Source organism: Kitasatospora sp. NPDC001175, from assembly GCF_053598215.1.
This window is the reverse complement of sequence record NZ_JBSFJU010000058.1, coordinates 23,115-48,154: the sequence shown is the minus strand read 5'-3', so window position 1 is coordinate 48,154 and position 25,040 is coordinate 23,115. Positions and strand designations below refer to the sequence as shown.

Below are 25,040 nucleotides of genomic sequence, written 5' to 3'. Positions count from 1 at the left end.
CACGCCACCCATCCGTACACCCAGGCGCTGCTGTCGGCGGTGCCGGTGCCGGACCCGACCGGCCGCGACGGGCGTGAGCGGATCATCCTGTCCGGGGACATCCCCTCGCCGGCCAACCCGCCCTCGGGCTGCCGCTTCCGCACCCGCTGCTGGAAGGCCGAGGAGAGGTGCGCGGTGGAGGTGCCGCTGCTCGCGGTGCCCTCGCTGGAGGGGCCGGCCGCGCACGAGTCCGCGTGCCACTTCGCCGCGGAGTGCGAGGTCGAGCAGAGCGCCGCGGAGCGCGAGGTCGAGTAGCGCAGGGCGGTGTGACGCCGCTCAACGGGGCGGGCCCCGGAGGGAAATCCCTCCGGGGCCCGTCCCGTTGAGCGGCTCAGGGCCGGAACATCACTTGGTGAAGCCGATGTTCTCGAAGATGTAGTCCGACAGACCCGGGGAACCGAGGTTGGCGATGCTCTTCTTCACGCCGTAGATGGCCGGACGCTGGTACAGCGGGAGCAGACCGGCGACCTTCCACTCCTCGGCGTCCGCCTTGTCCAGCCCGGCGAGCTCGCCGGCGGTGTCGGGGGCCGCGACGGCGCCGTCCAGCGCCTTGTCCAGGGCGTCGCTGCCGACCTGGCTGTAGTTGGCACCGCCGCCCTGCTTGTACTGCGGCATCATCGAGCTGGCTGCGAACGGGTTGCCGAGCAGCGCGAAGACGGTCATGTCGAAGTCGTACTTGTAGACGTACTTGTCGAAGAACTCGTCCGACGGGGCGGTGAAGGTGGTCACCTTGATGCCGACCTGCTGCAGCATCTGGGTGATCATCGAGCTCTCGTTGGTGGCGGTGGTGACACCGGCCGGGATGACGAGCTTGAGCGCGAGCTCCTTGCCGTCCTTCTTGCGGACGTCGCCGTCCATCTTCCAGCCGGCCGCGTCCAGCGTCTTCTTGGCCGTCTCGGGGTCGAACTTGCTCAGACCGCCCGAGTTGTCCTTGTAGCCGTTCTGGGTCGGCACCAGGAAGTGGTTGTTCATCGCGGCCGGCGGCCAGTTCAGGCCGTTCAGATCGGACTTGGCGATGGTGTCGCGGTCGATCGCCTGGAAGATCGCCTGGCGGACCGTCGGGTCCGTCAGCATCGGGCTCTTGCCGTTGAGCATGACGTGGCGGAAGTCGGGGCCGCCCGCGATCCGGGCCTCGCCGTCGGCGGTGCCCTGGATCTGCTTCAGACCGGCCGCGTCCGGGCCGTTGTTGAAGAAGTCGATCTCGCCGTTGGCGAAGGCCTGCGGCATGGTGTTGGTGTCCATCGCCTTGTAGACGATCTTCTCCAGCAGCGGCTTGTCACCGGTGTAGTCGGGGTCGGCCACCACGGTGACGGTCTTCGCGGTCTGGTCGATCTTGTCCAGCTTGAACGGACCCGCGGTGGCCGGGATCTTGTTCACGAAAGCCGTGTTGAACAGGTCCGGGGTGGAAATGTACTTGGCCGGGAGCAGCGGCGCGTTGGCGACGCTGTTGAACATGCCCTGCCAGTCCGCGTACGGCGCCTTGAAGGTCATGATCGCCTGGTAGTCGTCGACACCCTTGACGACGCTCTCGACCTGGTCGAAGCCGGAGGTCGAGGAGACCTTGTAGTCCTTGTTGGTGCCGTTCTGGGACTGCCAGTTGGCCTGGATGTCCTCCCAGGTGATCGGGGTGCCGTCGGACCACTTGGCCTTCGGGTTGAGGGTCCAGGTGACGACCTGCTTGCCGTCCTTCACCTCGGACTTGGCGTCCACCAGGTAGGCCTTGTTCGGCGTCTGGGTGCCACCGGCGTCCGAGCGCCAGAAGGTCGGGAAGAGGGCCTTGGCCACGTCGATGGTGGACGACTCGTTGCCGTCGGCCTCCAGCGGGCTCCACTGGCTGGACATCTGGTCGATGGCCCAGTTGAGGGTGCCGCCCTGCTTCAGGGCGGAGCGGTCCTTGGCGTTCATCGCCGTCTGGGTCGGCTTCGGCGCGGAGGAGGCGGCCGGGGCGGCGGAGTCGTCGCTCTTGCTGCTGGAGCAGGCGGTCAGCGACAGCGAGGCGGCGGCGATGGTGGCGACCAGCGCGACCGGGATCCGGTTGGGCTTCAAGGGATTCCCCCTGGTGGTTACGGATGTGTGGGAGTAGACCCGGCAGCGTCATTGGCGACGGGAGGTGCCGGTGGAACGACTACGGCTGTACTGGACTTGGCTGTACTGGTGGTGCAGGACGCCCTGAGGTGGGGCTCGGTGGGGTCAGATCACTTCCAGCGCCTTGGCGAAGTGGCAGGCGGCCGAGTGGTCGTCCGCGAGTTTCGCGCTGGCGGGGTCCTCGTCGCGGCAGCGCTGCTGGTCGCGCTCGTCGAGCGTGAGGTACTTCGGGCAGCGGTTGCGGAACCGGCAGCCGCTCGGTACGTCCGCCGGACTCGGCAGGTCGCCGGTGAGCAGGATCCGGGTCCGCTCGCGTTCACGGCGCGGATCCGGGAGCGGCACTGCGGAGAGCAGGGCCTGGGTGTACGGGTGGGACGGCTTGTCGAAGATCGCGTCGGTCTCACCGATCTCGACGATCCGGCCCAGGTACATCACGGCGATCCGGTCGGCGATGTGCCGGACCACCGAGAGGTCGTGGGCGACGAACAGGTAGCTGAGTCCGAGCCTGCTCTTGAGCTCGTCCAGCAGGTTGAGCACACCGGCCTGGATGGAGACGTCCAGGGCGGAGACCGGCTCGTCGAGGATCACCAACTTGGGCTCCAGGGCCAGGGCCCGGGCGATCGAGATGCGCTGCCGCTGGCCGCCGGAGAACTCCTGCGGGTAGCGGTCGGCGTGGTCGGGGTTGAGGCCGACCAGCTCCAGCAGCTCCGGGACGCGGGCTGCGATCCGGGCCTTGTCCCAGCCGTGGGTCTTGAGCGGCTCGGCGAGGATGTCGCCGATCGGCATCCGGGCGTCCAGCGCCGCCATCGGGTCCTGGAAGACGATCTGCATGTCCCGGCGGAGCGCCTTGCGGTCGTTCCGGTTCATGTTCTTGGTCGCCTTGCCGAAGACCGTCACGGTGCCGACCTGGTCCTTGGGCAGGTCCAGGATCTCCAGCAGGGTGGTGGTCTTGCCACAGCCGGACTCGCCGACCAGGCCGAGCGTCTCGCCCTCGCGGATCTCCAGCGAGATGCCGTCCACCGCGCGCACCACGCCGACCTTGCGCTTGACGATCGCGCCCTTGCTGAGCGGGAAGTGCTTGGTCAGGTTGTCCAGCTCCAGGACCGTGGCACGCTCGCCGCGGGGGCGCTGCTCCAGGTCGGAGGACTCGGGCAGTTCGGGCACCGGGTAGATGGCGTCCGGGTCCAGGGTGTCGCCCAGCTCGTGGCTGCGGTGGCAGGCGGTCGGGTGCGTGCCGCCCTCCTTGACCGACAGCTCCGGCTCGACCTCGCGGCAGCGGTCGATCGCGATCGGGCAGCGGGCCGCGAACGGGCAGCCCTGGGGCAGCTCGACCATGGACGGCGGCGTGCCCTCGATCGGGGTGAGCGCGCGGCGCTCGGTGTCGTCCAGCCGCGGGATCGAACCCAGCAGGCCGATGGTGTACGGCATCCGGGGGGAGTAGTACACCTCGTCCACGTCGCCGGACTCGACCGGCTTGCCCGCGTACATCACCTGGACGCGGTCGGCGAAGCCGGCCACCACGCCGAGGTCGTGCGTGATCATCAAAATGCCGGCGCCGGTGAGCTCCTGAGCCTTCTTCAGGACCTCCAGTACCTGGGCCTGGATGGTCACGTCCAGCGCGGTGGTCGGCTCGTCGGCGATGATCACCTTGGGGTCGTTGGCGATCGCCATGGCGATCATCGCGCGCTGGCGCATACCGCCGGAGAACTCGTGCGGGAAGTTGTCCACCCGGCGCTTGGGGTCCGGGATGCCGACCGTGTTGAGCAGGTCGATGGCCCGCTCTCGGGCCTGCTCCTTGGTCATCTGCTGGTGGATCTGCAGCGCCTCGATGATCTGGGTGCCGACGCTGTACACCGGGGTGAGCGCGGACAGCGGGTCCTGGAAGACCATGCCGATGTCCTTGCCGCGGATCTTGGACATCTCGCCGTCCGAGAGGCCCAGCAGTTCACGCCCGCCCAGCTTGACCGAGCCGGTGACCGCGGCGGAGTCGGGCAGCAGGCCGAGCACGGCCATCGAGGAGACGGACTTGCCGGAGCCAGACTCGCCGACGATGCCCAGCACCTCGCCCGGGCGGACGGTGTACGAGACACCGCGCACCGCGCGGACCGGTCCGGCCTCGCTGGGGAACGAGACGACCAGGTCGCTGACGTCGAGGATGGGCTGAGACTTGTCCAGCCGGGAGTCGGTCACCGGTCGGAGTCCTTCCTTGGTACGGGTGCTGTCCGAGGGCTGCGAGGAGTTGGCCGCGGCCGTCATGACGCGCTCAGCGCGTCGGAGGAGGTGCTCGGACCCTGCAGCTGGTTGGGGAGCCCCTGGCCGGCCTTCTTGGTGCCCGCGGGCTTGAGCTTCTTGGCCTTGGCCTTGGCGCCGGAGGCGTTCGGGTCGAGGGCGTCGCGCAGACCGTCGCCGATGAAGGCGACCGCGATACCGATCAGCACCAGGCAGCCGGCCGGGAAGTAGAACAGCCACGGGTAGGCCGGGGCGTTGGTGGTGTTGTCGGCGATGATCGTGCCGAGCGAGACGTCCGGCGCCTGGATGCCGAAGCCGAAGTAGGACAGGCCGCTCTCACCGATGACCGCGGCGCCGACCTGGATCACCATGTCGATGATCAGCAGCGAGGCCATGTTCGGCAGGATGTGCCGGAAGATGATGACCGGTCCGGACACGCCCATGTACTTGGCGGCCTTGACGAACTCGCGGTCCTTCAGGGTCAGCGTCATCGAGCGCACCACGCGGGCGGTGATCATCCAGCTGAACGCGGCCAGCAGCACCACGAAGATCAGCCAGCTGGCCTTCTGGAACAGCGGCGAGAGCACCGCGACGAGTAGGAAGGACGGCAGCACCAGCAGCAGGTCGACCCCCCACATCAGGATGCGGTCGACCCAGCCACCGTAGTACGCCGAGACGGCGCCGACGGCGCCCGCGACCAGGGTGCTGATGATGCCGACCAGGAGGCCGATCACCAGGGACTTCTGCAGGCCGCGCATGGTCAGCGCGAAGAGGTCCTGTCCGCCCTGGTTGGTGCCCCACCAGTGGTCGCCGCCCGGAGGGGCGTTGAATGCCATGTAGTCGTGGTGCAGATAGTCGTACTTGTCCACCAGCGGCCCGCCGTAGGCCATCACGAAGAGGATGACCAGGACGGCCAGACCGGCCAGCGCCAGCCGGTTGCGGGCGAAGCGGCGGATGGTGAGTTTGGCGCGGCTCTGCCGCTTGGCGGTCTTGGGCTTCTCGGTCGTTGCGTCGCTCATGAGTTCTTCTCCTCTGCTGAGTAAGGGACGTGATGCTGCGTCGGGTGCGTCAGCGCACCCGGACGCGCGGATCGAGCGCCGCGTACATCAGGTCGGAGAGGAATCCCGCGATCAGCACCAGCACGGCGGTGAACAGCGAGACGGCCGCCGTCGCGTTCACGTCGTTGCGGGTGATGGAGTTGACCAGCAGCTCGCCCATGCCGTGCCAGCCGAAGGTCTTCTCGGTGAACGTGGCGCCGACGAACAGCAGAACGATGTTGTAGACCAGCAGCGGGACGACCGGCAGGATCGCGGTCCGCAGACCGTGCTTGACGAGTGCGGTGCGGCGGCGCAGGCCCTTGGCCCGCGCGGTGCGCAGGAAGTCGCTGCCCAGTACGTCGAGCATGGTGCTGCGCTGGTAGCGGCTGTAGAGGGCGACCTGGATCAGGATCAGCGTCAGACCGGGCAACAGCATGTGCTCGGCGCGGTTGCCCAGCGCGGCGAAGTCCCAGCGGCCGGCGAACTCGGGGTCGGTCTCACCGGTGAAGTGGATGGTGCCCGCTCCGAGCAGCTGGATCGTCCCCAGTTTGAGGAACAGGCCGAGGATGAAGACCGGCATGGCCAGGATGAAGAACGAGGCCAGTGTGCTGAACCGGTCGAAGAACTTGTACTGCTTGATGGCGCCGACCGCGCCGACCGCGACACCGCCGACCGAGCCGAGGAGGGTGGCCAGCAGCAGCAGGCGGGTCGAGACGCCGAGCCGGCGGCCGACCTCGTCGTTGACCGACGAACCGTCGATGGTCTTGCCCAGGTCGCCGTGCGCGACGCCCTCCGCCCAGGTGGCGAACCGGGTGACGATCGGCGTGTCCGGGTTCATGTTCACGTCATCGAGCGTCTTGGCGATGGTCGCCTTGGGGATCGGGGGGTTGCGACCTTCGTAGTTCGCCTGCGGGTGCAGGCTCAGGCCCGCTACGAAATATGAGAGGGAGGCGGCAAGGACGACCAAAATCAGATTATTGGCCAGCTTGCGCAGCAAATAGCGACCCAAGGTGGTTCTCTCCCTCGTGCGGTCCCGCGTTCGCCGACTGCACAAGGGCCCCGACGGCGCGATCCGTGAGGATGGCGGGTCCCGCACTTGATGCTGAGGGGCGTCTCGGAGGTCGGACTGTTGGTCAGAAATACGGCAGCCGCTGTAGGACGGCTCGCTGCCACATCTTGCTAACCAGGTGAACGCTTGTCGACTGGCGCCGGATCAAATATTGGTAACGCTGGGCGCAATCCTCCAGGTCGAAGACCGTTTTGACCGTAGGTTCTTCGGCTCCAACCCCGGCTGAGGGGCGTATTTCGGGCTCCAATGCCGCCGGAGCACAGGATTCCGCTACTGCGCGACGATGGCGGCATGTCCGGCCATAAGTCGCCAATGGCGAGAATTCGCCAGCTTTCGCGGATCAATGAGTGGATGAATTGAGGTGTCCGCGATGAAAAACATATGTCCGATATGTGGATATATGGAATCGTTGGATCGATGGCGCGGGAACGCCGAAGGCCGGGACCAGTGAACGGGTCCCGGCCTTCGGTCGCGCGGCGGGCGGGTCAGACCTGGAAGCGGTAGACCCGGTCCTTGGCGGCGGTCTTGTCGATGACGGAGGCGATGCCGTCCGCGACGTCCTGGGGGGTGACCTGTACCGGGGCGCCGTCCTTCTTGATCTTGACCTTGTCGAAGGAGACCTTCTTCAGGGCGTCGTTCAGCTTGTCGAGGTCCCACTTCAGGACGATCTTGCCGGAGTCGTCCGGTGCCAGCGTGAGCGCCTGACTGGCGGTCACCTTTCCGAAGTCGAAGCTCTTGGTGCCCGCGTAGACCGTGACGGTGCCGTTCAGCACCGACTTGCCGAGGCTGTCGGCGGCGGCCCTCAGGGCGTCCTCGGTGACCTTCGGCTGGGCCGCGGCCACCGGGACGGTCACCACGGCGTCCGGCTTGCCCGCGGCCCGGTCCCGGTACGCCTGCTCGATCAGGTCCATCGCGGCGTTGGCGTCCACGGCCTGCCCCGCCTTGCCGGGGACGACCTCGGTCTGGCCGGCGGCGGTGAAGCGGACGAAGCCCTCCTGGAGGCCCTGCGCCGAACTGCCGCTGAGGGTCTGGAGCGCGGCCTTCAGCTTCGCCCGGTCCACCTTCACCTGCGGCTCGACGGCGGTGCTGCCGCCGCTCAGCGAACCGATCACCGCGACCGGATCGTAGGTGTGCTTGGTCAGCCCGTCCACGGTGGCCGTGGTGTCGAAGCTCAGACCCGCGGTGGCCGGGTCGAGGTTGACCGTCTGGTCGCCGAGCTTGAGCTTCAGCGGCTGCTGCCCGGCCTTGCCGACCGAGCTGTCCAGCGTGCTGACCGCCTGGTCGCGGGAGTCGCCGCCGATGTCCGTGCCGAGCACCGTGGTGCCCTTGGGGATGTCGGACTGATTGAGCATCAGGCCGGTTCCGTACGCGGCGGCGCCGGCGAAGAGCACTCCGCCGACCGCGTATCCGGCCAGCTTCTTCACCCGGCCGCCGCGGGACTTGGCGGGGGCGGAGGAGCCGGAGGCGGCCTTCGGCTGCGGCGCCTTGGCGTCCGGACCGGCGCTCTTGCCGGCCTCCGGGGAGGCCGGGGCCTCGGCGTTGCCGCCCGGCTCGGCGCCCTTCGGGGCAGCTCCGAAGGGCGGGCCGGCCGGTGCGCCGGGTACGCCGGGGAATGGTGCGGGCGCCTCGAAGCCCGGCGATTCGGCGAAGCGGCCCTGGGTGGGCCTGCCGTCGGGGAAGGGGTGGGGCCGGTCGGAGGTCGAAGTGGCCTGCGCGCCCGGGCGGCCCGGAGCGAAGGGGTCGGTGCCGGCCGCGGGCGGGGGAGCCGCGCCGAACCGGTTGGCCGCGGGCAGCCCGGATATGCCGCCGTGCTGCGGGTCCTGGCCGATCGGCTCGAAGCCGCCGATCTGGGTGTCCTCCGGCTCGCCCGCGGCGGAACCGGGACCGCCGGCCGGGTCGGCCTGCTTGGGCGCGGCCCGACGGCGCGGTGCGGCGGCCTCGGTGCGGAACGGGTCGCCCTGCCCGGGGCGGGTGGCGAACGGGTCGGTCTGCCCGGGGCCGGTGGCGAACGGGTCAGCCGGTGCCGGACCGCCCGCGAAGCGCCCGCCCGGGACCGGGTTTCCCGCGAACGGGTCGCCCTTGGCGGGCGCGGCGGCGAACGGGTCGGCCTGGGCCGGAGCGCCCGCGAAGCGGCCGCCGCGCGCCGGGCCCGGCGCGAACGGGTCGGTGGCCTGCCGGTTACCCGCGGCGGGGAAGCCCTGGCCGGGCTCGACGGCGTTCTCGCGGTACGGGGCGGCGGAGTACGGGTCGTTGGTGGCCGGCCCGCCCGCACCGAACGCACCGCCGCGGCCGGCGTCCTGGACGAACCCGTCGGGCTGCCGCTGCTGACCGTCCGCCGCGAAGGGGGAGGCCTGCGGGCCCGCCGGCCGGGCCCCGGGCACACCGCCCGCACCCGGCCGCGCCTGGTCCGCACGGCCCGGCAGACCCTGCTCCGGGGCGCCCTGACCGCGTGGCGCGGGCTCCTGCCCGGGCATCCGCTCCTGGCCCGTCTGCGTGGCGGTACCGCCGGGGCGCCCGCCCTCGTTGCGCGCACCGGCCGCGGTCGCTCCGGCGGCCGCACCGGCCATCGCCGCGCTGACGCCCGCGCCCGGACCGGTCGGCGCCGGCCCGGCGTCCTGCTGCCGGCCCCGCTGGCGCGGCCGGAACCATTCGCCGGTCGAGTCCGAGGAGCCGCTCTGCGGCTGGGGTGCGGCCTGCTGGCCGGCGTTCTGCCACTCCGGCGGCAGGTTCGGCGGCGTCGAGGCCCGCGGGTCGGGGTCCATGACCCCGAGCACGGGCGAGGACGGTGTGGCGGAGCGGTGCCGGGGCCCGTTCGGCCCGGACGGCTCGGCGGGGGCGGCGCTCTCCTCGTTCTTCACGGGGCTGCGCATCACCACCGGCGGGATCGGCCGGGAGCCGGGGATGTTGATCCGGATCCTGGTGGTCAGCGTGGTCTCGGTCTTCGGCGTGTCGTCGTCCGCCCCCGGCTCGGTCGCAGCCGGGTCTTCCCCCAGCCTCCGGCCGGGGGTGCCCCCAGGGCCGAACGGATCGGCGGCGTGGCCGCCCGGGAGACCCGTGCCGTACGGCGGGGTGCCCGACGGATACGCGTCCGGCCCCTCCCCCGGTCGCCGGCCGGAGTTGCCCCCAGGCCGGCGCGGCGGGTACGCGCTGTCAGATTCGCGGCTGCTCAATGCTGCTCTGCTCCGGGTTCGCAGCCGCGCTGTGGAACGGCGACCGCGGGTTGTGGGGCGTCAGCCCGGCCGTGCGGCGACTACTGCCGCGCGTTGGACCGGACAACCCCTCCGACACCAGTCTTCTTATCGTGTTGGCTGCGGCAAGCCGCCGGCCTTGCGATTGGGCGAAGCTACCTGCTCGTCCCGTGCACCGCATCGTCCGGGGCGGTTCTGCCGTTGCACCACCTTACTGGGAAGAAGTGCACGGTGAACTGGTTCGGATAGAACCTGATACGTCCGGGTTCCTCCGATATGAGCGTACGTGTGGAGCACTCTGACTGCTCGTCGCGGAGGTTTCAGCGCTTGGGCCCCGGTACCCCGAGCCCGAACCCACCCCGGGTCGGCAGGGTGGCGCAGATCACGCCGCCGACCGCGCCGAGGAAGAGGTAGGCGTACGAGGTGGGGTCCGCGGAGAGGACGAAGTCGCCCTTGGGGCGAGGGCTCATCAGCACCAACAGCATCAGGAACCAGCCGCCCAGCGGTGCACCGGCGCCCAGCTTGGTGCCGGTGAGCCTGAGCCCGCCGTAGAACAGGCCCAGGCTGGCGGCCACCGCCAGCAGCATCCCGAACGGCGGCCAGAGCGCCTGTACGAAGCAGCCGCAGAGCGAGACCACCAGCCCGAGCAGGAAGAGGACGACGTAGGCCACGATCCGTCCGGCGCGCGGCGGCTGAGGCTCGGCCAGTCGCTCGGCCTGGGATCCGAGCACCTTGGCGGGGAGGCTGCGCCCGGCGGGCGCGCCCTTCGGGGAGGGGCTCACCGGAGGGACTCCGCACTCGCGGGGGCCGGCTCCGAACCGGCCGGTTCCCGTCCGGAGGCGGGTTCCGCCACGTCGAGGCCGGCGAACAGATCGGTCTCGGGCCGCTCGCCACCCGGTTCGCCAAGGACCAGTTGGTAGTACTCGGTCGTCACGATCGGCTGCGCGAGGTCGTTGCTGAGCGCGAAGAACTCGCCGTCCACGGCGATCTGGGTGCGGTGTGCCCGCAGTGCGGCCGTCTTGGCCGAGGCGTGGGCAGTCCCGTCGAACACGGTGGTGATCACCTCGTCGTCCACCACGCCCGGGATGTCAGACACCTGGGCCACCCCGGGGAACAGCCCGCGGACGGCGGCCTCGGCCAGCCCCCGTTCGATCACCGAGCGCGGCATCCGGGTCCAGTAGACCTTGGCGATGTGCCAGGCCGCGCCCAGCTCGGGCCGGTGGGCCGGGTCGGCCGCCAGCTCGTGGGCGCGCATGGCGACGAGGTGCGCCTTGATGTGGTCGGGGTGGCCGTAGCCGCCCCGCTCGTCGTACGCCACCAGCACCTGGGGCCGCACCTCGCGGATCACCGCGACCAGGTGGCCGGCGGCCTCGTCCAGGTCGGCCTGCCAGAAGCAGCGGGGGTCGTCGTTCTCGGGCACGCCCATCATCCCGGAGTCCCGGTAGCGTCCGGGCCCGCCGAGGAAGCGGAAGTCGGCGACGCCGACCGCGCGCATCGCCCCGGTCAGCTCGTCGATCCGGTACCGGCCCAGGGTGTCGTCCCGGTCGGCGGTCAGATGGGCCAGCTCGGGCGGGATCACCTCACCGCCCTCCCCGAGGGTGCAGGTCACCAGGGTGACCTCGGCTCCCTCGGCGGCGTACCGCGCCATCGTGGCGCCGTTGCCGATCGACTCGTCGTCGGGGTGGGCGTGCACCAGCAGCAGGCGCCGGGTCGGCCGGTCGGTGGCAGAGGTCATGGACAGCAGCCTAGCGACCGGAGCCGGGGCGGCGGCGCCCGGCGACCGTCCGTGGGTGGGGGCCATCGGGCCGCTCCCGCTCTTCGCCGTCCAACCGGCCGGCTAGAGCTTCAGGCCATTGAGCATCCCTGCCAGGTTGCTGGTCACCGCCTGGATCGACGGGGCGATCGAGCTGGAGGCGAGATAGAAGCCGAGCAGCGCGCAGACGATCGCATGCGCCAGCTTCAGCCCCGATCGGCGGATCAGGACCACCACGATGACCAGCATCAGCATTGCCGCGGAGACGGACAAGGCCATGACGGCTCACACCCTTCCTCGGGTGCGCCGCCCTCGGCGAGGACGGCGGTCGGGACGTGCGGGACAAGCTCTCGACCCAGTCGGACGCGGGGTGCGGGCACACCTGGACGCGGCGGTTCCGAATCGACCAGTCAAGGAATACCCGATCAGTGAGGGCTGCATTACTTTCCGTGAGTCCGCATGGTCGGGGCGCGGGTGCGTCCATGGGGCGCACGGCCCGGCGGGAAGCGGGAAAGGGGCCGTGCCGAGTCTCTTCGGGGCGCTGCTCCGAACGAGTGATCACCGTGTCGGGCAGGCCGTATGGTTCGGTGCCATGACCACCGACACACCCGCGGACACCTTCCCCCGGCAGTACGCCCGGACCCTGCGCTACACCGTCGGCGCGCCCCGGTCCTTCACCGTCGCACCCGACGGCTCCCGGGTCCTCTTCCTGCGTTCCAGGACCGGCGGCGACCGGGCCAACCTGCTCTGGGCGCTCGACACCGCCACTGGCGCGGAGCGGATCGTCGCCGATCCGGCCGTCCTGCTCGGCGGCGGCGAGGAGGACCTCTCCGCCGAGGAGAAGGCCCGCCGCGAGCGCAGCCGGGAGGGCGCCGCCGGGATCGTCGGCTACGCCCTGGACGACGCCGGTGCGGTGGCCGCCTTCGCGCTCTCCGGGCGCCTGTTCACCGCCGACGCCGCCACCGGTGCCGCCCGTGAACTCCCCGCCGCAGGGCCCCTGTTGGACCCGCGTCCGTCGCCCGACGGTGCGTACGTCGCCTATGCGACCACCCTGGGCCAGCTGCGGATCACCCGCACCGACGGCAGCGGGGACCGCGCCCTGGCCGAGCCCGAGCGGGACGGAATCACCTGGGGCCAGGCCGAGTTCATCGCCCAGGAGGAGATGGACCGCGACCGCGGCTACTGGTGGTCCCCGGACAGCGACCGGCTGCTGGTCGCCCGCGCCGACGACGCGCCGGTCCGCCGCTGGTGGATCGCCGACCCGGCCAACCCCGCCAGCACCCCAGCCGAGATCGCCTACCCGGCGGCGGGCACGCCCAACGCCGAGGTCGGCCTCTGGCTGCTCGGCCTGGACGGCTCGCGCACCGAGGTGAACTGGGACCGTGCGGCCTTCCCCTACCTGGCCCGGGTGCACTGGTCGACGGGCGGGGCACCGCTGCTGCTGGTCCAGGCCCGGGACCAGCGCAGCCAGCAGATCCGCTCGGTCGACCCGGCCACCGGTGAAACCGAGCTGCTGGCCGAGGAGCACGACCCGGCCTGGCTGGAGCTCTTCTCCGGCGTCCCCGCCTGGACCCCCGACGGGCGGCTGGTGCGGATCAGTGACGAGAGCGGCGCCCGTGCCCTGGTGATCGGCGACCGTACCGTCACCGGCGGCGAACTGCACCTGCGCTCGGTGGTCTCGGTCGGTGCGGACGGCGTGCTGTTCAGCGCCTCGGCCGGGGCGGACCACGCGGTCCTGGAGCCCGGCGCTATCGGCGCGTTCACGATCGGCCTCGAGGACGGCGCGCAGCCGGTCGCGCTCGGCGAGGCCGGTGTGGTGGCGGCCGTCAGGGCGGGTGGAGTGACCGTGCTCTCCTCCGCCGACCCGGCCTGGGCCGGTGCCAGGGTCGAGGTGCTGCGGGAGGACGAGGCGGTCGCCACCATCGCCTCCTACGCGGAGACCCCGCTGCTCACCGCCCGGCCGGCGTTCACGCTCGCGGGCGAGCGGCGGATCCCGTGCGCGGTCTTCCTGCCCACCGGCTACGACCGGGAGCGGGACGGCCTGCTGCCCGTGCTGATGGACCCGTACGGCGGGCCGCACGGCCAGCGGGTGATCCGCTCGCACAACCCGCACCTGACCTCGCAGTGGTTCGCCGACCAGGGCTTCGCCGTGATCGTCGCGGACGGACGCGGCACCCCCGGCAACAGCCCGGCCTGGGAGAAGTCCGTCGCCTTCGACTTCGCCGGGGTCACCCTGGACGACCAGGTGGCCGCCCTGCGGGCGCTGGCCGGCGAGTACCCGCTCGACCTCGGCCGGGTCGGCATCCGCGGTTGGTCGTACGGCGGCTACCTCTCCGCGCTCGCCGTGCTGCGCCGCCCGGACGTGTTCCACGCGGGCGTCGCCGGCGCCCCCGTGACGGACTGGCAGCTCTACGACACCCACTACACCGAGCGCTACCTCGGCCACCCCGGCGAGCGGCCCGAGGTGTACGCGGCCAACTCGCTGATCGAGGGCGCGCCCGGGCTGGAGCGCCCGCTGCTGATCGTGCACGGCCTCGCCGACGACAACGTGGTCGCCGCGCACACGCTGCGGCTCTCCTCCGCGCTGCTCGCCGCCGGGCGGCCGCACAGCGTCCTGCCGCTCTCCGGGGTCACCCACATGACGCCGCAGGAGCAGGTCGCGGAGAACCTGCTGCTGCTCCAGGTCGACTTCCTGGAGAAGGCGCTGGCGGGCTGACCGCCGTCCCGGCCGGCGACTGCCGCCCCCGTCGCCGGCCGGGACCCATGACATCCGTCATGGCGAGGACACGACGGTGCACACTGCCCGGCGGCACCCCCGTCGCGGGAGCCTGAGCAGGTCAGGTGATCGGGAAGGGTGTGGGACGGATGAGCGCGGTCACGGCGGGGCTCAGGGCGGACGAGGAGGTCGCCGCCTTTCGGGGCGTCAGCAAGAGCTACGGCCAGGTGAGGGCGGTCAACGGCCTCGACCTGGTGCTGCGGCCCGGTGAGACGGTGGCCCTGCTGGGGCCGAACGGGGCCGGGAAGTCGAGCAGTCTGGATCTGCTGCTCGGCCTGCGCGAGCCCGACCAGGGCAGTGTCTCGCTGTTCGGCGGCACCCCGCGCGCCGCGATCGAGGCCGGCCGGGTCGGCGCGATGCTGCAGAGCGGCGGACTGATGGGCGACGTCCTGGTCCGCGAACTGGTGAAGCTCGCCTGCGACGTCCACCCGCGCGGTCGCCGCCCGGCCGAGGTGATGGAGAGCGCGGGCATCACCGAGCTGGCCGACCGCAAGGCGGACCGGCTCTCCGGCGGCCAGGAGCAGCGGGTGCGCTTCGCCCTCGCGATCGCCGGCGCCAACGACCTGCTGGTGCTGGACGAGCCGACCACCGGCATGGACGTCTCGGTCCGCCGGCAGTTCTGGGCGGCCATGCGGGCGCAGGCCGACGCCGGGCGCACCGTCCTGTTCGCCACCCACTACCTGGAGGAGGCCGACTCGATCGCCGACCGGGTGTTGGTGCTGCACCGGGGACGGCTGATCGCCGACGGCACCCCGGCGGAGATCAAGGCCAGGGCCGGTGCCCGCCGGATCACCTTCGAGCTGCACCCCGCCGACCCGGCCGCGGACGAGTCGCTGCTGCGCACCCTGCCGGGCACGGTGAGCCTGGACGTCACCGGCCGCATCGACGGCGTCCGGACGGTACGGATCCGCAGCAGGGACGCCGACGCCTCGGTCGCCGCCATCTACCGGGCCGGACTCTTCCCGCGCGGCCTCGAAGTCACCAGCCTGGGCCTGGAGCAGGCCTTCCTGACCATCACCGGCGAGGGGGCACCCTTCCCCCAGTCTTCGGCCGGGGGGACCCTCCCCCAGTCTTCGGCCGGGGGGACCCTCCCCCAGTCTTCGGCCGGGGGGACCCTCCCCCAGCCTTCGGCCGGGGGGACCCTCCCCCAGTCTTCGGCCGGGGGGACCCTCAGGCCCGAAGGCTGGGGGAAGGACGCGGCCGCCGACGACTCCGCCGCCGAGGAGGGCAAGCGATGACCACCCTGATCCAGCTGGAGATCATGCGCACCCTGCGCAACAAGCGCTACCTGCTGGTCAGCCTGCTCTACCCGGGCCTGCTGTACGTGTTCTTCATCAACGCGTACCACGGCGGGAGCGTGGCGGGCGGCACCCCGGCGAAGTCGTACTTCATGGTGTCGATGGCGACCTTCGGCGCGGTCGGCGCGGTGCTCAGCAACAGCGCCCAACGGATCTCGCTGGAGCGCAAGAGCGGCTGGGTGCGACAGTTGCGACTGACCGCACTGCCCGGGCGGGCCTACACCGCCGCCAAGATCGCGTCCTGCGCGGTGACCACGCTGCCCGCGATCGCGGTGGTCTTCGCGATCGGTGCGGTCGAGGGGGTCCGGCTGTCGGCGGCCCAGTGGGGCGGGCTCGGGCTGGCGCTCTGGCTCGGCAGCTTCGTCTTCGCGGCGCTGGGTGTGGCACTCGGCTACGCGGCGGCGCCGGACTCGGTGCAGCCGATCGTCATGATCATCTACATGCTGATGGCGCTCTTCGGCGGCACCTGGTTCCCGGTGACCGGCTCGATGAAGAGCTTCGCCCGGTTCAACCCGGTGTACCTGTACAACCAGCTGGCCACCTTCACCCAGCCCGGACACCCGCTGGACACCGTCGCGGTGGGCGGGCTGGCCGGCTTCCTGGTGGTCTTCGTCGCCGTCGCGGCCCATCTGTACCACAAGGACACCAAGCAGGCATGATGTCCGCCATGTCCAACGTCTCGCCGCCCTTCCGCCCCGTCGAGTCGGGGGAGGAGGGGCAGTCGGAGTCGTACGGCAGCATTCCCGGTGGCCGGGTGGAGACCCGGCGCCAGCTGGTGGTCAAGATCGCCTGGATGCTGCTGTGGATGATCTACCTGGTCTACCCGGTCAAGGACCTGGCGAGCGGCAGGCACGGTACGGCCGCCGTGGTGGCCGGGGCACTGGCCCTGGCGACGTTCCTGGTCGCGTACATCGGTCTGGTCGCCGCCCGTTCGACCCGGTCGGAGAACTGGCGCGGCAGCTACCTGATCGTCGGGCTGATGGTGACTCTGGCCACGAGCACCTCCTTCGGGCTCGGCCAGCCGTGGCTGACGCTCTTCACCTACTGCTCGGTGTGCGTGGCGACCGTGCTGCCGGTCAGGCTGGGACTGCCCGGGGTGGCCGGGACCACCGCACTGGCGCTGGCCGTCTCGCTGCTGATCCGTGCGGACCTCGACACCATGGCCTCGATCATCCTGCCCTGCTTCCTCGGCGGCCTGGCGATGACCGGTCTGCAGCGGCTGATCGCCACCATGCGCGAGCTGCGCGAGGCCCGGGCCGCCGTGGCCCACCTGGCCGCCGCCGAGGAGCGGCTGCGGCTCGCCCGCGACCTGCACGACCTGCTCGGCCACTCGCTCTCGCTGATCACGCTGAAGAGCGAACTGGCCGGACGCTTCATGGACTCCGACAAGCCGGAGCAGGCCCGGGCGCAGGTCGCCGACATCGAGAAGGTCGCCCGCCAGTCCCTGATCGACGTCCGGGAGGCCGTCGGCGGCTACCGCAGGCCCACCCTGCCGGTCGAACTGGCGGCGGCCCGGACTGCCCTGACCACCGCCCAGATCACCCTGGAGGCCCACCACTCGGTGGCCGAGGAGCACCCGGGCCTCGGCAACGAGGAGGCCGGGGTGCTCGCCTGGGCCCTGCGCGAGGCCGTCACCAACATCGTCCGGCACGGCGCCGACGCCACCGCCTGCACCGTCACCATGGACGAGACCTGGGAGGGCGAGGGCGAGCGCTACGCCGTCCTGGAGGTCACCGACAACGGCCGCGGTCCGGGCAAGTCCGCTCCGGGCAACGGCCTCTCCGGTCTTCAGGAACGCCTCGCCCAGGTCGGCGGCCGCCTGGAGACCGGGTCGGGACCGCGCGGGAAGGGCTTCCGGCTGCGGGCGCTGGTGCCGGTCCACACGCTCGCGAGCGGGCGGGTCGCCGCGGCCGATAGTGTGCCCCGGTGATCAGAGTGCTGCTGGCCGAGGACCAGGGGATGGTGCGCGAGGCGCTCGCCGCGCTGCTCGGCCTCGAAGGGGACATCGACGTCGTCGCGCAGGTCTCGCGCGGGGACGAGGTCGCGGACGCGGTCGAGGCCCATGACGTCGAAGTGGCCGTGCTGGACATCGAGATGCCCGGGATGACCGGGATCGACGCGGCGGCCGAGGTGCGCCGGCGCAGGCCGGGGACGAAGGTCGTGATCGCGACCACCTTCGGGCGTCCCGGCTACCTGCGCCGTGCCATGGAGGCCGGGGCGGACGCCTTCCTGGTGAAGGACGCCCCGGCGTCCGAACTGGCCGAAGCGATCCGGCGGGTGCTGCGCGGCGAGCGGGTGATCGACCCGGCGCTGGCGGCCGCCGCGCTGGCCGAGGGCGCCAATCCGCTGACCGCCCGGGAGCGGGAGGTGCTCGCGGCGGCGGCCGACGGCGCGGTCAACGCGGAGATCGCCAGACGGCTGCACCTCTCGGAGGGCACCGTGCGCAACTACCTGTCGATGGCGATCCAGAAGACCGCGGCCCGCAACCGTGCGGAGGCCGTCCGGGTGGCCAAGGACAAGGGCTGGCTCTGACCGGCCCGGGGCGGCCACGGCCCCCGGGACCCGGTCAGTTGAGGCGGTGCCGGGCGGCGCGGGCTTCGTGGCGGACGCGGTCGGCGGACTCGGGGTCGAAGGCGTCCAGGATCTCCGCGTAGGCGTCCATCTCGGCCGCCCCCGCCAGGAAGTGCCCGGTGCGGACCAGGAGTTCGGCCCGCTCCAGCCGCAGGCTGGCCGGGTGGCGGGGGAGCAGCAGGGCGAGCTCGGTGGCCCAGAGCTGGGTGCGGGCGTGCTCGGGACGGTCGGCAGCCCAGCTGCGGATGTTGCCGAGTACCCGCAGGACGGTGTCCAACGGCTGTGCGGGCGTGAGCAGTTCCGGTGAGAACTGGTGCCCGCCGGCGGCGACCAGCTGCTCGACGTCGTCCCGGTCGAGCAGCCGCCCGCCGTGGAAGGGATCGGCGAGCACGTACTCCTCGCCTCCGGCGGGTCCGCCCACCGCGACGATGAAGTGCCCGGGCAGGGCGACCCCGCGGACGGTGAGGCCGGCCCGGTCGGCGACCGCGCACCAGACCAGCGAGAGCATGATCGGCAGCCCGCGGCGCCGCCGCAGCACGTCCGGCAGCAGCGAGGACTCCAGCCGCCGGTAGTCCGCCGGGCGGCCGTGGAAGCGCTCCCGCCCGCCGAGCACGGCCGCGAGCAGCGCCGCGGTCTCCTCCGGGGTGGCCGGGGCGCGTTCGGCCACGGCCTGCCGGACGGCCGCCGCGTGCCGGTCGAGCGCGACCCGGCAGGCCGTCAGCAGCTCGTCCAGGGTGGCGGGCGCGTCCGGGTCGGCCAGGGTGTGCTCGGCGGCGGCCAGCAGGCAGAGCAGCACCGGATCGGGGTGCTCTGCCCGGGCCTCGGCACGGAAACGTGATCTGCTCTGCTCGGTCAACAGAAGCCTTCGTCGGTCCGGGGGTCGGTACTGCCGCGGGGGCCGGTCCTACCGCTGGGGAAGCTGGGCGTAGTGGTAAGTGTGACTCGTGCGGAAGCCGAGCTGGTCGTAGAGGGCGATCGCGGCGGTGTTCTCCGCCTCCACCTGGAGACAGGCGCCGCTCGCGCCCTCCTCGGCGGCCCGGGCCGCGAGCACCGCCATCACGGCGGTGGCCAGACCGGCGCGGCGGGCGTACGGGGCGACCTCGATCGCGCCGAAGCAGGCCCACGGCCCGTCGACCACGCAGCGGCCGATCGCCAGCGGGCCCTCGGGGCCGGGGACGGTCGCGAACCAGACCGAGGGCCCGCCGTGCAGCACCCGGACGGCGGCCCGCTCCAGCTCGGCGTCGGCGGTGACCCGGCGGTACTGGGCGAGCCAGTCGGGCCCGGCGGTGCGCGAGAGCCGGACCCTCCCCCAGCCTTCGGCCGGGGGTGCCCCCTTGTGGCCACTTGCCAGCCGGCTCAGCGGGGCCAGCGGCGCGGTGCGGACCAGGGTGGGGGCGTACCGGGCGCCCAGCCGGTCGAGTTCGGCGATCAGGCCCTCGGGCGAACCGGGGACGGTCACTTCGACGTAGGCGGGCAGGTGGCGCAGCCGGTACCAGTCCCGGACCGCGGTCAGCGCCTCGGGCAGCGGGAGCCCGGGATCGCCCAGCGCCTGCACCGAGTTGGCCCGCCGGGTGAATCCGGACGCGGCCCGCAGCGTCCACTCGCCGAGCGCCTGCTGCTCCACCGCGGGCCAGCCGCGCGCGGCGATACGCTGGAGTTCCACCGGGTCCGCCTCGGGCATCCGGGCCGCGCGGCGGGCCGGGAAGAGCGGCACGGTCTTGCCCGCGACCAGCAGTTTCTCGGGGAACGAGACCGGGCGGCCGTCCCGCGGGACGACGGTCAGCCCCTGGTCGTCCCAGGATTCGAGCACGCCGATCACATCACGGAACACCGGACGGCCGTCCACGAACTCCGAAAGGCGCCGGACAGAGACCCGTCGTCCCACGTCAGAGCGGTCTATCCGGACCTCGGGACGGGGGTCGGCCGGATCTTGGCCTGTCATCTGGGGCACCTCCTGTGCATTTGCGTGCTCTGACCCGCGATACTAGGGCGGGCATCGACGACACCGCGCTCACCCGCGCACGCGAGCAAGAGCAAACAGTTTGGGGCGCCAGCCCTTCCGAGGAGGAACGAAAGCGTGACCTACGTCATCGCGCAGCCTTGTGTCGACGTCAAGGACAAGGCGTGCATCGAGGAGTGCCCGGTCGACTGCATTTACGAGGGCCAGCGCTCTCTGTACATCCACCCGGATGAGTGCGTCGACTGCGGTGCGTGTGAGCCGGTCTGCCCGGTCGAGGCGATCTTCTACGAGGACGACACCCCGGAGGAGTGGAAGGACTACTACAAGGCGAACGTCGAGTTCTTCGACGACCTCGGTTCGCCGGGTGGCGCCTCGAAGCTCGGCCTGATCGAGAAGGACCACCCGTTCATCGCGGCCCTCCCGCCGCAGGGCGAAGAGTGAGCAACTGAGTGAGCACGACTGACACTCCGCACGCGCCGCTCCCGGGTCACCCGGGAGCGGCGCGCCGCGTCTCGGACCTGCTGCCGGTCTTCCCCTGGGACAAGCTGGAGCCGTACAAGCGCACCGCCCTGGAGCACCCCGGCGGGATCTGCGACCTCTCGGTCGGCACCCCGGTGGACCCGGTCCCCGAGGTGATCCAGAAGGCGCTGGCCGCCCACTCCGACACCCCCGGCTACCCGACTGTCTGGGGCCCGCTGGAGCTGCGCCGGGCGATCGCGGGCTGGCTGAACCGCCGGGCCGGCGCCGAGATCGGGCCCGAGGCGATCCTGCCCACCATCGGTTCCAAGGAACTCGTCGCCTGGCTGCCCACCCAGCTCGGCCTCGGTCCCGGCGACCAGGTGGCCTACCCCCGCCTGGCCTACCCGACCTACGAGGTCGGCGCCCGGCTGTGCGGCGCCGAGCCGGTCGAGTACGACGACATCGCCGAGCTCGACGGCGCGCGGGTCCGGCTGCTCTGGCTGAACACGCCCTCCAACCCGACCGGCAGGGTGCTGTCCAGGGACGAGCTGCGCCGCGCGGTGGCGTGGGCGCGCGAGCACCGGGTGCTGCTGGTCAGCGACGAGTGCTACCTGGAGCTGGGCTGGGAGGCCGATCCGGCCTCGGTGCTGGACCAGGAGGTGTGCCGGGGCGACCACGAGGGCCTGCTGGCGGTGCACTCCCTCTCCAAGCGGTCCAACCTGGCGGGCTACCGCTCCTCGTTCGTCGCCGGGGACCCGGTGGTGATCAGGGAGCTGCTGGAGATCCGCAAGCACGGCGGCATGATAGTGCCCGCCCCGGTGCAGGCGGCCACCATCGCGGCCCTCGGCGACGACGTGCACGTGGCCGAGCAGAAGGCCAGGTACGCGGCGCGGCGGACCGCGCTGCGCGGCGCCCTGGAGGCGTACGGCTTCCGGATCGAGCACTCCGAGGCGAGCCTGTACCTGTGGGCCACCCAGGACCGCCCCTGCTGGGAGACCGTGGCCGAACTGGCCCGACTGGGCATCCTGGTGGCGCCCGGTGACTTCTACGGCCCGTCCGGCGGGCAGTTCGTCCGGGTGGCCTTCACGGCGACCGACGAGCGGGTGCGGGCGGCGGTTGAGCGGCTCACCCGCTGAGGTGCGAAAGGCCTCCCGCCCGGTTCCGGGCGGGAGGCCGGTGGCGGGTCAGCGGCCGAGGCCGCCGAGGATCTGGCCGATCGGGCCGAGGCCGAGCGAGTCGAGCGGGTTGCCGCTGCCGAGGTCGGGCAGGCCGCCGAGGCGGTGGGTGTCGGCGTGGCCGGTCAGCCGGCCGAGCGCGTCGGTGAGGGGTGCCGCCTTGGGGAGGCTGCCGGGGAGCTGGTCGGTGACGGTGTCGGTGTTCGGCACGCCACCGGTCGGCAGCGCGCTGGCCACGGTGGTGCCGCCGGGGACCGAGTGGGTGAGGTGCTCCAGCTCGGCCGAGGCACCGCGGGTGCTGGGCACGGTGCGGGTACCGGGCAGCTCGGGCAGTGCCTTGCCGGCTACCGGGGCGAGCCGCTCGGTCAGCACCGGGAGGGCCTTGTCGGCTGCCTTGGTGGCGACCTGGGTGAGCGCACCGGTGACGGCGGCGGTCCTGGCGGTGGGGCCGGCGACCCTGCCGATGGAGTGGTCGGCGTTGGGCAGTGCCTTGGCGATCGTCTTGCCGGCGGCGTCGGCGGTGGCCGGAACACCCGCCTGCACGGTGGCGGCGCCGGTGGTGCCGAGGGCCTCGCCGGCCTGGTGGGTCGCTTCCTCCACCGTGCCGGCCGAGTCCGGAGCGGAGTCCAGCTGGGTCAGCCCGGCCCCCAGGTCGCTCGTCGGGGGCACCAGGTCGGCGGCGGAGGCGGACCCGGCCCCGACGAGAGGTGCCGCACCGGCCGCGACGAGCAGCGCGGCCTGGGCGATCCGGCGCGTGAGGGGGAGAGACATGGTGCTCCTAAGTGGTGAGGTTCGTACCGTCCGGCGAACGGACGACGTGAATACCGCTGGAGGAGCGAGAAGGTTTCGGGCTGTACGGGTCAAGCGTTTTTAAAGATCGGACGATCGTTTTTGGGGCAATCCGGACGGATCGGCCAACCGGCGGACGCCTGCGGAAACGTCACCTCCCTTGCGGCACAAGGGGGCCCAAGTCGCGGCCCGGTGCCCGCCCGGAGTGGGCGGAACCGGGGTCGGACGTCGATCGGGATTGACCGGAATCACCCGTTCGAAGGATGGCCGGTCAACCGCGGGTCAACGGGCCTCAGCTCTTGCCTGGCGTGCCCAGGGTGATTAGCACCCGGTCCGTCGAAGGGGCGGCGGCACTCGTCTTCCAGCCGTCGTTCGGCCGGTCCACCCGCCAGATCCTGCCGTCGTACGCCACCGCGCCGATGCCCAGCTGCCGCGCCTGGGCCACCGACCACTGGGCCACCGCCCAGCCGCTCTGGCTCAGGGCGTCGGGGCCGGAGTCGGTGCTGGTGGCCGGCTGCGGGGTGAGCGCGATCACCGTACGCGGGTCGTTGTCGGCCTTGGCGGCGGGCGCCGAGCTGACGGTCTTGCCGAACTCGCGGCGGACCCGCGCGCCGACGTCCAGCGGCTGCGCCGTGGCGCCGGCCGAGGGGGACGGCGAGGGGACGGTCAGGTCGTCCACCACACAGCTGAGCGCGGCCGGCTCGCGGCCGGTGAGCACCGAGGCGACCAGCGTGGCGTTGCCCTCGTGCTTGGCGTACGCCTGCGGGTAGCCGCTGCGCTGCACCTGCTGGGCCGCGTCGGTGAGCGGCATCCGGGCGTAGCCGGGGATCTTCACCAGGCTGTCGAGGAACTTGTTGGTGGCGTACACCGGGTCCATGATCTGGTCCACCGTGCCCCAGCCCTGGGACGGCCGCTGCTGGAACAGGCCGACCGAATCCCGGTCGCCGCCGGTGATGTTGTGCAGCTTGGACTCCTGCATCGCGGTGGCCAGCGCGATGGTGACGGCGCGTTCGGGCAGGCCGCGGGAGATCGCCACCGAGGCGATGGTCGCGGCGTTGGCCGCCTGCGCGAGGTCGAGCGTGCCCTTGCCGGCCGCGGTGTTTATCGTGCAGCCCTCCGGCGGCGCGATCAGCCGGTCCCGGTTGAGGTAGACCACCACGCCCGCCAGCACCGCGAGGGCCAGCAGACCGATCAGGACCCGGCGCACCGGCCGCCGGCGGCGGACGCCCGCCTCGCCGTCCTGCTCGCCCGTTGCCATCTCGGTCACCGCTTCCCCTCTCGCCTCGCGTCTGTGCGCTCGCACACCGTACCCACTCGGACGGCTGTACGGGGAAGGCGGTTGCGCAGGCCCTCGGGGGACACGGCTCCCAACAGGGTGCGGACGTGGCCGGTGTCACATGCGGCGAGCCTGCGGCTGGACGGTCGCGGCTACGCTAGGCGTCCATGAGCAGCCCTCACTCGCCTCTGGACCTGACCCTCGACGGCGGCGCGCTGACCGCCCGGCTCGTCGACTTCCCCTCCGTCAGCGGAGACGAGCAGGCGCTCGCCGACGCGGTCGAGAGCGCGCTGCGGGCCCACCCCCATCTCGCCGTCGACCGGTACGGCAACAACGTCGTCGCCCGCACCGATCTCGGCCGGGCCCAACGGGTGCTGCTGGCAGGTCACTTGGACACCGTGCCGATCGCCGACAACCTGCCCTCCCGCGTCGAGGGCGACCTGCTCTACGGCTGCGGCACCTCGGACATGAAGTCGGGTGTCGCGGTCCAGCTGCGACTGGCCGCCACGCTCACCGAGCCGAACCACGACCTCACCTACGTCTTCTACGACTGCGAGGAGATCGAGGCATCCCGCAACGGCCTCGGCCATCTGGCCAGGGAGCGCCCCGACTGGCTGAAGGCCGACTTCGCGGTGCTGATGGAGCCCAGCAGCGCCGTGGTCGAGGGCGGTTGCCAGGGCACCCTGCGGGCGCAGATCAGACTCACCGGCACCCGGGCCCACTCGGCCCGCAGCTGGCTCGGCGACAACGCCATCCACCACGCCGCCGAGGTGCTCGGTCGGCTCGCCTCGTACCGGGCGCAGCGGGTGGAGATCGACGGCCTGGAGTACCGCGAGGGCCTCAACGCCGTCCGCATCGACGGCGGTGTGGCCGGCAACGTCATCCCCGACGAGTGCGTGGTCACCGTCAACTTCCGCTATGCGCCCAACCGCAGCATGGAGGACGCCGAGGCGCACGTCCGCGAGGTCTTCGACGGGTTCGAGGTCACCGTCACCGACCACGCGCCGGGGGCGCTGCCCGGTCTCGCCCGGCCCGCCGCGCAGGCCTTCCTCGCGGCGACCGGCGGTCAGGCCCGCGCCAAGTTCGGCTGGACCGACGTGGCCCGGTTCAGCGCGCTCGGCGTGCCCGCGGTCAACTACGGCCCCGGCGACCCGAACCTGGCGCACAAGCGCGACGAGCACTGCTCGCTGAGCGCGATCGCCGAGTGCGAGGAGCGGCTGCGGGCCTGGCTGGGCTGAGCGTCCGGTGGGCCCGAGTGCCCGGCTCGCCAAGGCACTTGGGCCCACCGGACGCCCGGTCGGGGGCGAGTGCGCGGCCGGGCCGGGGACGTCGGTCC

20 protein-coding genes and 1 pseudogene are annotated in these 25,040 nt (G+C 72.0%); 9 read left to right on the top strand and 12 right to left on the bottom strand.

Translation table 11 applies throughout. The features are described from left to right. On the top strand, positions 1 to 294 hold a 294-nt coding region (locus ACWDAK_RS31070), incomplete at its 5' end, for an oligopeptide/dipeptide ABC transporter ATP-binding protein (RefSeq protein WP_427394691.1). A gap of 90 nt (positions 295 to 384) precedes the next feature. On the opposite strand, the gene ACWDAK_RS31065 is transcribed toward ACWDAK_RS31070, so the two are convergent. The 8 genes from ACWDAK_RS31065 to ACWDAK_RS31030 all read right to left on the bottom strand — a co-directional run bounded on the left by ACWDAK_RS31065 (position 385) and on the right by ACWDAK_RS31030 (position 11,679). Further along, entirely contained in the window at positions 385 to 2,085 is a 1,701-nt protein-coding gene (locus ACWDAK_RS31065) for an ABC transporter family substrate-binding protein (RefSeq protein WP_344638394.1), read from the bottom strand. A gap of 144 nt (positions 2,086 to 2,229) precedes the next feature. After that, positions 2,230 to 4,380, bottom strand: coding sequence for an ABC transporter ATP-binding protein (locus ACWDAK_RS31060; protein ID WP_344638393.1), 2,151 nt, complete (start codon positions 4,378 to 4,380; stop codon positions 2,230 to 2,232). Next, complete coding sequence (locus tag ACWDAK_RS31055; protein WP_344638392.1) at positions 4,377 to 5,372, bottom strand: ABC transporter permease; 996 nt, start codon at positions 5,370 to 5,372, stop codon at positions 4,377 to 4,379. The genes ACWDAK_RS31060 and ACWDAK_RS31055 overlap by 4 nt, the downstream gene beginning before the upstream one ends. A 49-nt stretch (positions 5,373 to 5,421) precedes the next feature. Then, positions 5,422 to 6,399, bottom strand: a complete 978-nt coding sequence (locus ACWDAK_RS31050; protein WP_344638391.1) for an ABC transporter permease — start codon at positions 6,397 to 6,399, stop codon at positions 5,422 to 5,424. Between the two features lie 545 nt (positions 6,400 to 6,944). Beyond that, positions 6,945 to 9,629 (bottom strand): hypothetical protein, encoded by a 2,685-nt coding sequence (locus tag ACWDAK_RS31045; RefSeq protein WP_427394690.1) that lies wholly within the window; start codon positions 9,627 to 9,629, stop codon positions 6,945 to 6,947. 338 nt (positions 9,630 to 9,967) lie between these two features. Continuing rightward, positions 9,968 to 10,429, bottom strand: a complete 462-nt coding sequence (locus ACWDAK_RS31040) for a DUF6113 family protein (RefSeq protein WP_344638389.1) — start codon at positions 10,427 to 10,429, stop codon at positions 9,968 to 9,970. Beyond that, the gene (mshB, locus tag ACWDAK_RS31035; protein WP_344638388.1) at positions 10,426 to 11,382 is read right to left on the bottom strand and encodes an N-acetyl-1-D-myo-inositol-2-amino-2-deoxy-alpha-D-glucopyranoside deacetylase; all 957 of its coding nucleotides are present in this window, start codon (positions 11,380 to 11,382) and stop codon (positions 10,426 to 10,428) included. Before mshB ends, ACWDAK_RS31040 begins: the two co-directional genes overlap by 4 nt. Before the next feature lie 102 nt (positions 11,383 to 11,484). After that, positions 11,485 to 11,679 carry a DUF2304 domain-containing protein gene (locus tag ACWDAK_RS31030; RefSeq protein WP_344638387.1) on the bottom strand — a complete coding sequence of 65 codons (195 nt, stop codon included), beginning with the start codon at positions 11,677 to 11,679 and terminating at the stop codon, positions 11,485 to 11,487. A gap of 313 nt (positions 11,680 to 11,992) precedes the next feature. On the opposite strand from ACWDAK_RS31030, the gene ACWDAK_RS31025 reads away from it, so the two are divergent. The 5 genes and pseudogenes from ACWDAK_RS31025 to ACWDAK_RS31005 all read left to right on the top strand — a co-directional run bounded on the left by ACWDAK_RS31025 (position 11,993) and on the right by ACWDAK_RS31005 (position 18,006). Then, the gene (locus ACWDAK_RS31025; RefSeq protein WP_344638386.1) at positions 11,993 to 14,116 is read left to right on the top strand and encodes a S9 family peptidase; all 2,124 of its coding nucleotides are present in this window, start codon (positions 11,993 to 11,995) and stop codon (positions 14,114 to 14,116) included. A gap of 149 nt (positions 14,117 to 14,265) precedes the next feature. Next, positions 14,266 to 15,195, top strand: a pseudogene (locus ACWDAK_RS31020) (ABC transporter ATP-binding protein); the annotation flags it as partial. A gap of 215 nt (positions 15,196 to 15,410) precedes the next feature. Next, positions 15,411 to 16,133: an ABC transporter permease gene (locus ACWDAK_RS31015; protein ID WP_344638384.1), complete on the top strand. Its 723-nt coding sequence runs from the start codon at positions 15,411 to 15,413 to the stop codon at positions 16,131 to 16,133. Positions 16,134 to 16,141: 8 nt separating this feature from the next. Continuing rightward, positions 16,142 to 17,404 carry a sensor histidine kinase gene (locus tag ACWDAK_RS31010; protein WP_344638383.1) on the top strand — a complete coding sequence of 421 codons (1,263 nt, stop codon included), beginning with the start codon at positions 16,142 to 16,144 and terminating at the stop codon, positions 17,402 to 17,404. A gap of 29 nt (positions 17,405 to 17,433) precedes the next feature. Continuing rightward, positions 17,434 to 18,006, top strand: a complete 573-nt coding sequence (locus ACWDAK_RS31005) for a response regulator transcription factor (protein ID WP_425557736.1) — start codon at positions 17,434 to 17,436, stop codon at positions 18,004 to 18,006. 34 nt (positions 18,007 to 18,040) lie between these two features. Here ACWDAK_RS31005 and ACWDAK_RS31000 read toward each other — a convergent pair whose 3' ends face one another. Together ACWDAK_RS31000 and ACWDAK_RS30995 are read right to left on the bottom strand one after the other, a co-directional pair. Next, the gene (locus ACWDAK_RS31000) at positions 18,041 to 18,901 is read right to left on the bottom strand and encodes a SirB1 family protein (RefSeq protein ID WP_344638381.1); all 861 of its coding nucleotides are present in this window, start codon (positions 18,899 to 18,901) and stop codon (positions 18,041 to 18,043) included. 48 nt (positions 18,902 to 18,949) lie between these two features. Next, on the bottom strand, positions 18,950 to 19,987 hold the full coding sequence (locus ACWDAK_RS30995) for a GNAT family N-acetyltransferase (RefSeq protein WP_344638380.1): 1,038 nt from the start codon (positions 19,985 to 19,987) through the stop codon (positions 18,950 to 18,952). Positions 19,988 to 20,122: 135 nt separating this feature from the next. Between ACWDAK_RS30995 and fdxA the strand changes: the two genes are divergently transcribed. Then, a complete protein-coding gene (gene fdxA, locus ACWDAK_RS30990; RefSeq protein WP_344638379.1) occupies positions 20,123 to 20,446 on the top strand; it encodes a ferredoxin in 324 nt (107 codons plus the stop codon). 8 nt (positions 20,447 to 20,454) lie between these two features. Further along, complete coding sequence (gene dapC, locus ACWDAK_RS30985) at positions 20,455 to 21,600, top strand: succinyldiaminopimelate transaminase (RefSeq protein WP_344638378.1); 1,146 nt, start codon at positions 20,455 to 20,457, stop codon at positions 21,598 to 21,600. Between the two features lie 48 nt (positions 21,601 to 21,648). Here dapC and ACWDAK_RS30980 read toward each other — a convergent pair whose 3' ends face one another. Both ACWDAK_RS30980 and ACWDAK_RS30975 read right to left on the bottom strand, forming a co-directional pair. After that, on the bottom strand, positions 21,649 to 22,410 hold the full coding sequence (locus ACWDAK_RS30980; protein ID WP_427394689.1) for a hypothetical protein: 762 nt from the start codon (positions 22,408 to 22,410) through the stop codon (positions 21,649 to 21,651). 310 nt (positions 22,411 to 22,720) lie between these two features. After that, a complete protein-coding gene (locus ACWDAK_RS30975) occupies positions 22,721 to 23,686 on the bottom strand; it encodes a hypothetical protein (RefSeq protein ID WP_344638409.1) in 966 nt (321 codons plus the stop codon). Between the two features lie 185 nt (positions 23,687 to 23,871). On the opposite strand from ACWDAK_RS30975, the gene dapE reads away from it, so the two are divergent. Then, positions 23,872 to 24,942: a succinyl-diaminopimelate desuccinylase gene (gene dapE / locus ACWDAK_RS30970; protein ID WP_344638376.1), complete on the top strand. Its 1,071-nt coding sequence runs from the start codon at positions 23,872 to 23,874 to the stop codon at positions 24,940 to 24,942. Positions 24,943 to 25,040: the final 98 nt, after the last annotated feature.

Coding starts and splice junctions, on each gene's coding strand:
- ACWDAK_RS31010 (WP_344638383.1), top strand. CDS start 16,142: ATGTCCAACGTCTCGCCGCCCTTCCGCCCCGTCGAGTCGGGGGAGGAG.
- ACWDAK_RS30995 (WP_344638380.1), bottom strand. CDS start 19,987: ATGACAGGCCAAGATCCGGCCGACCCCCGTCCCGAGGTCCGGATAGAC.
- ACWDAK_RS31060 (WP_344638393.1), bottom strand. CDS start 4,380: ATGACGGCCGCGGCCAACTCCTCGCAGCCCTCGGACAGCACCCGTACC.
- dapE (WP_344638376.1), top strand. CDS start 23,872: ATGAGCAGCCCTCACTCGCCTCTGGACCTGACCCTCGACGGCGGCGCG.
- mshB (WP_344638388.1), bottom strand. CDS start 11,382: ATGACCTCTGCCACCGACCGGCCGACCCGGCGCCTGCTGCTGGTGCAC.
- ACWDAK_RS31015 (WP_344638384.1), top strand. CDS start 15,411: ATGACCACCCTGATCCAGCTGGAGATCATGCGCACCCTGCGCAACAAG.
- ACWDAK_RS31005 (WP_425557736.1), top strand. CDS start 17,434: ATGGTGCGCGAGGCGCTCGCCGCGCTGCTCGGCCTCGAAGGGGACATC.
- ACWDAK_RS31055 (WP_344638392.1), bottom strand. CDS start 5,372: ATGAGCGACGCAACGACCGAGAAGCCCAAGACCGCCAAGCGGCAGAGC.
- ACWDAK_RS30975 (WP_344638409.1), bottom strand. CDS start 23,686: ATGGCAACGGGCGAGCAGGACGGCGAGGCGGGCGTCCGCCGCCGGCGG.
- ACWDAK_RS31030 (WP_344638387.1), bottom strand. CDS start 11,679: ATGGCCTTGTCCGTCTCCGCGGCAATGCTGATGCTGGTCATCGTGGTG.
- ACWDAK_RS30980 (WP_427394689.1), bottom strand. CDS start 22,410: ATGTCTCTCCCCCTCACGCGCCGGATCGCCCAGGCCGCGCTGCTCGTC.
- ACWDAK_RS31025 (WP_344638386.1), top strand. CDS start 11,993: ATGACCACCGACACACCCGCGGACACCTTCCCCCGGCAGTACGCCCGG.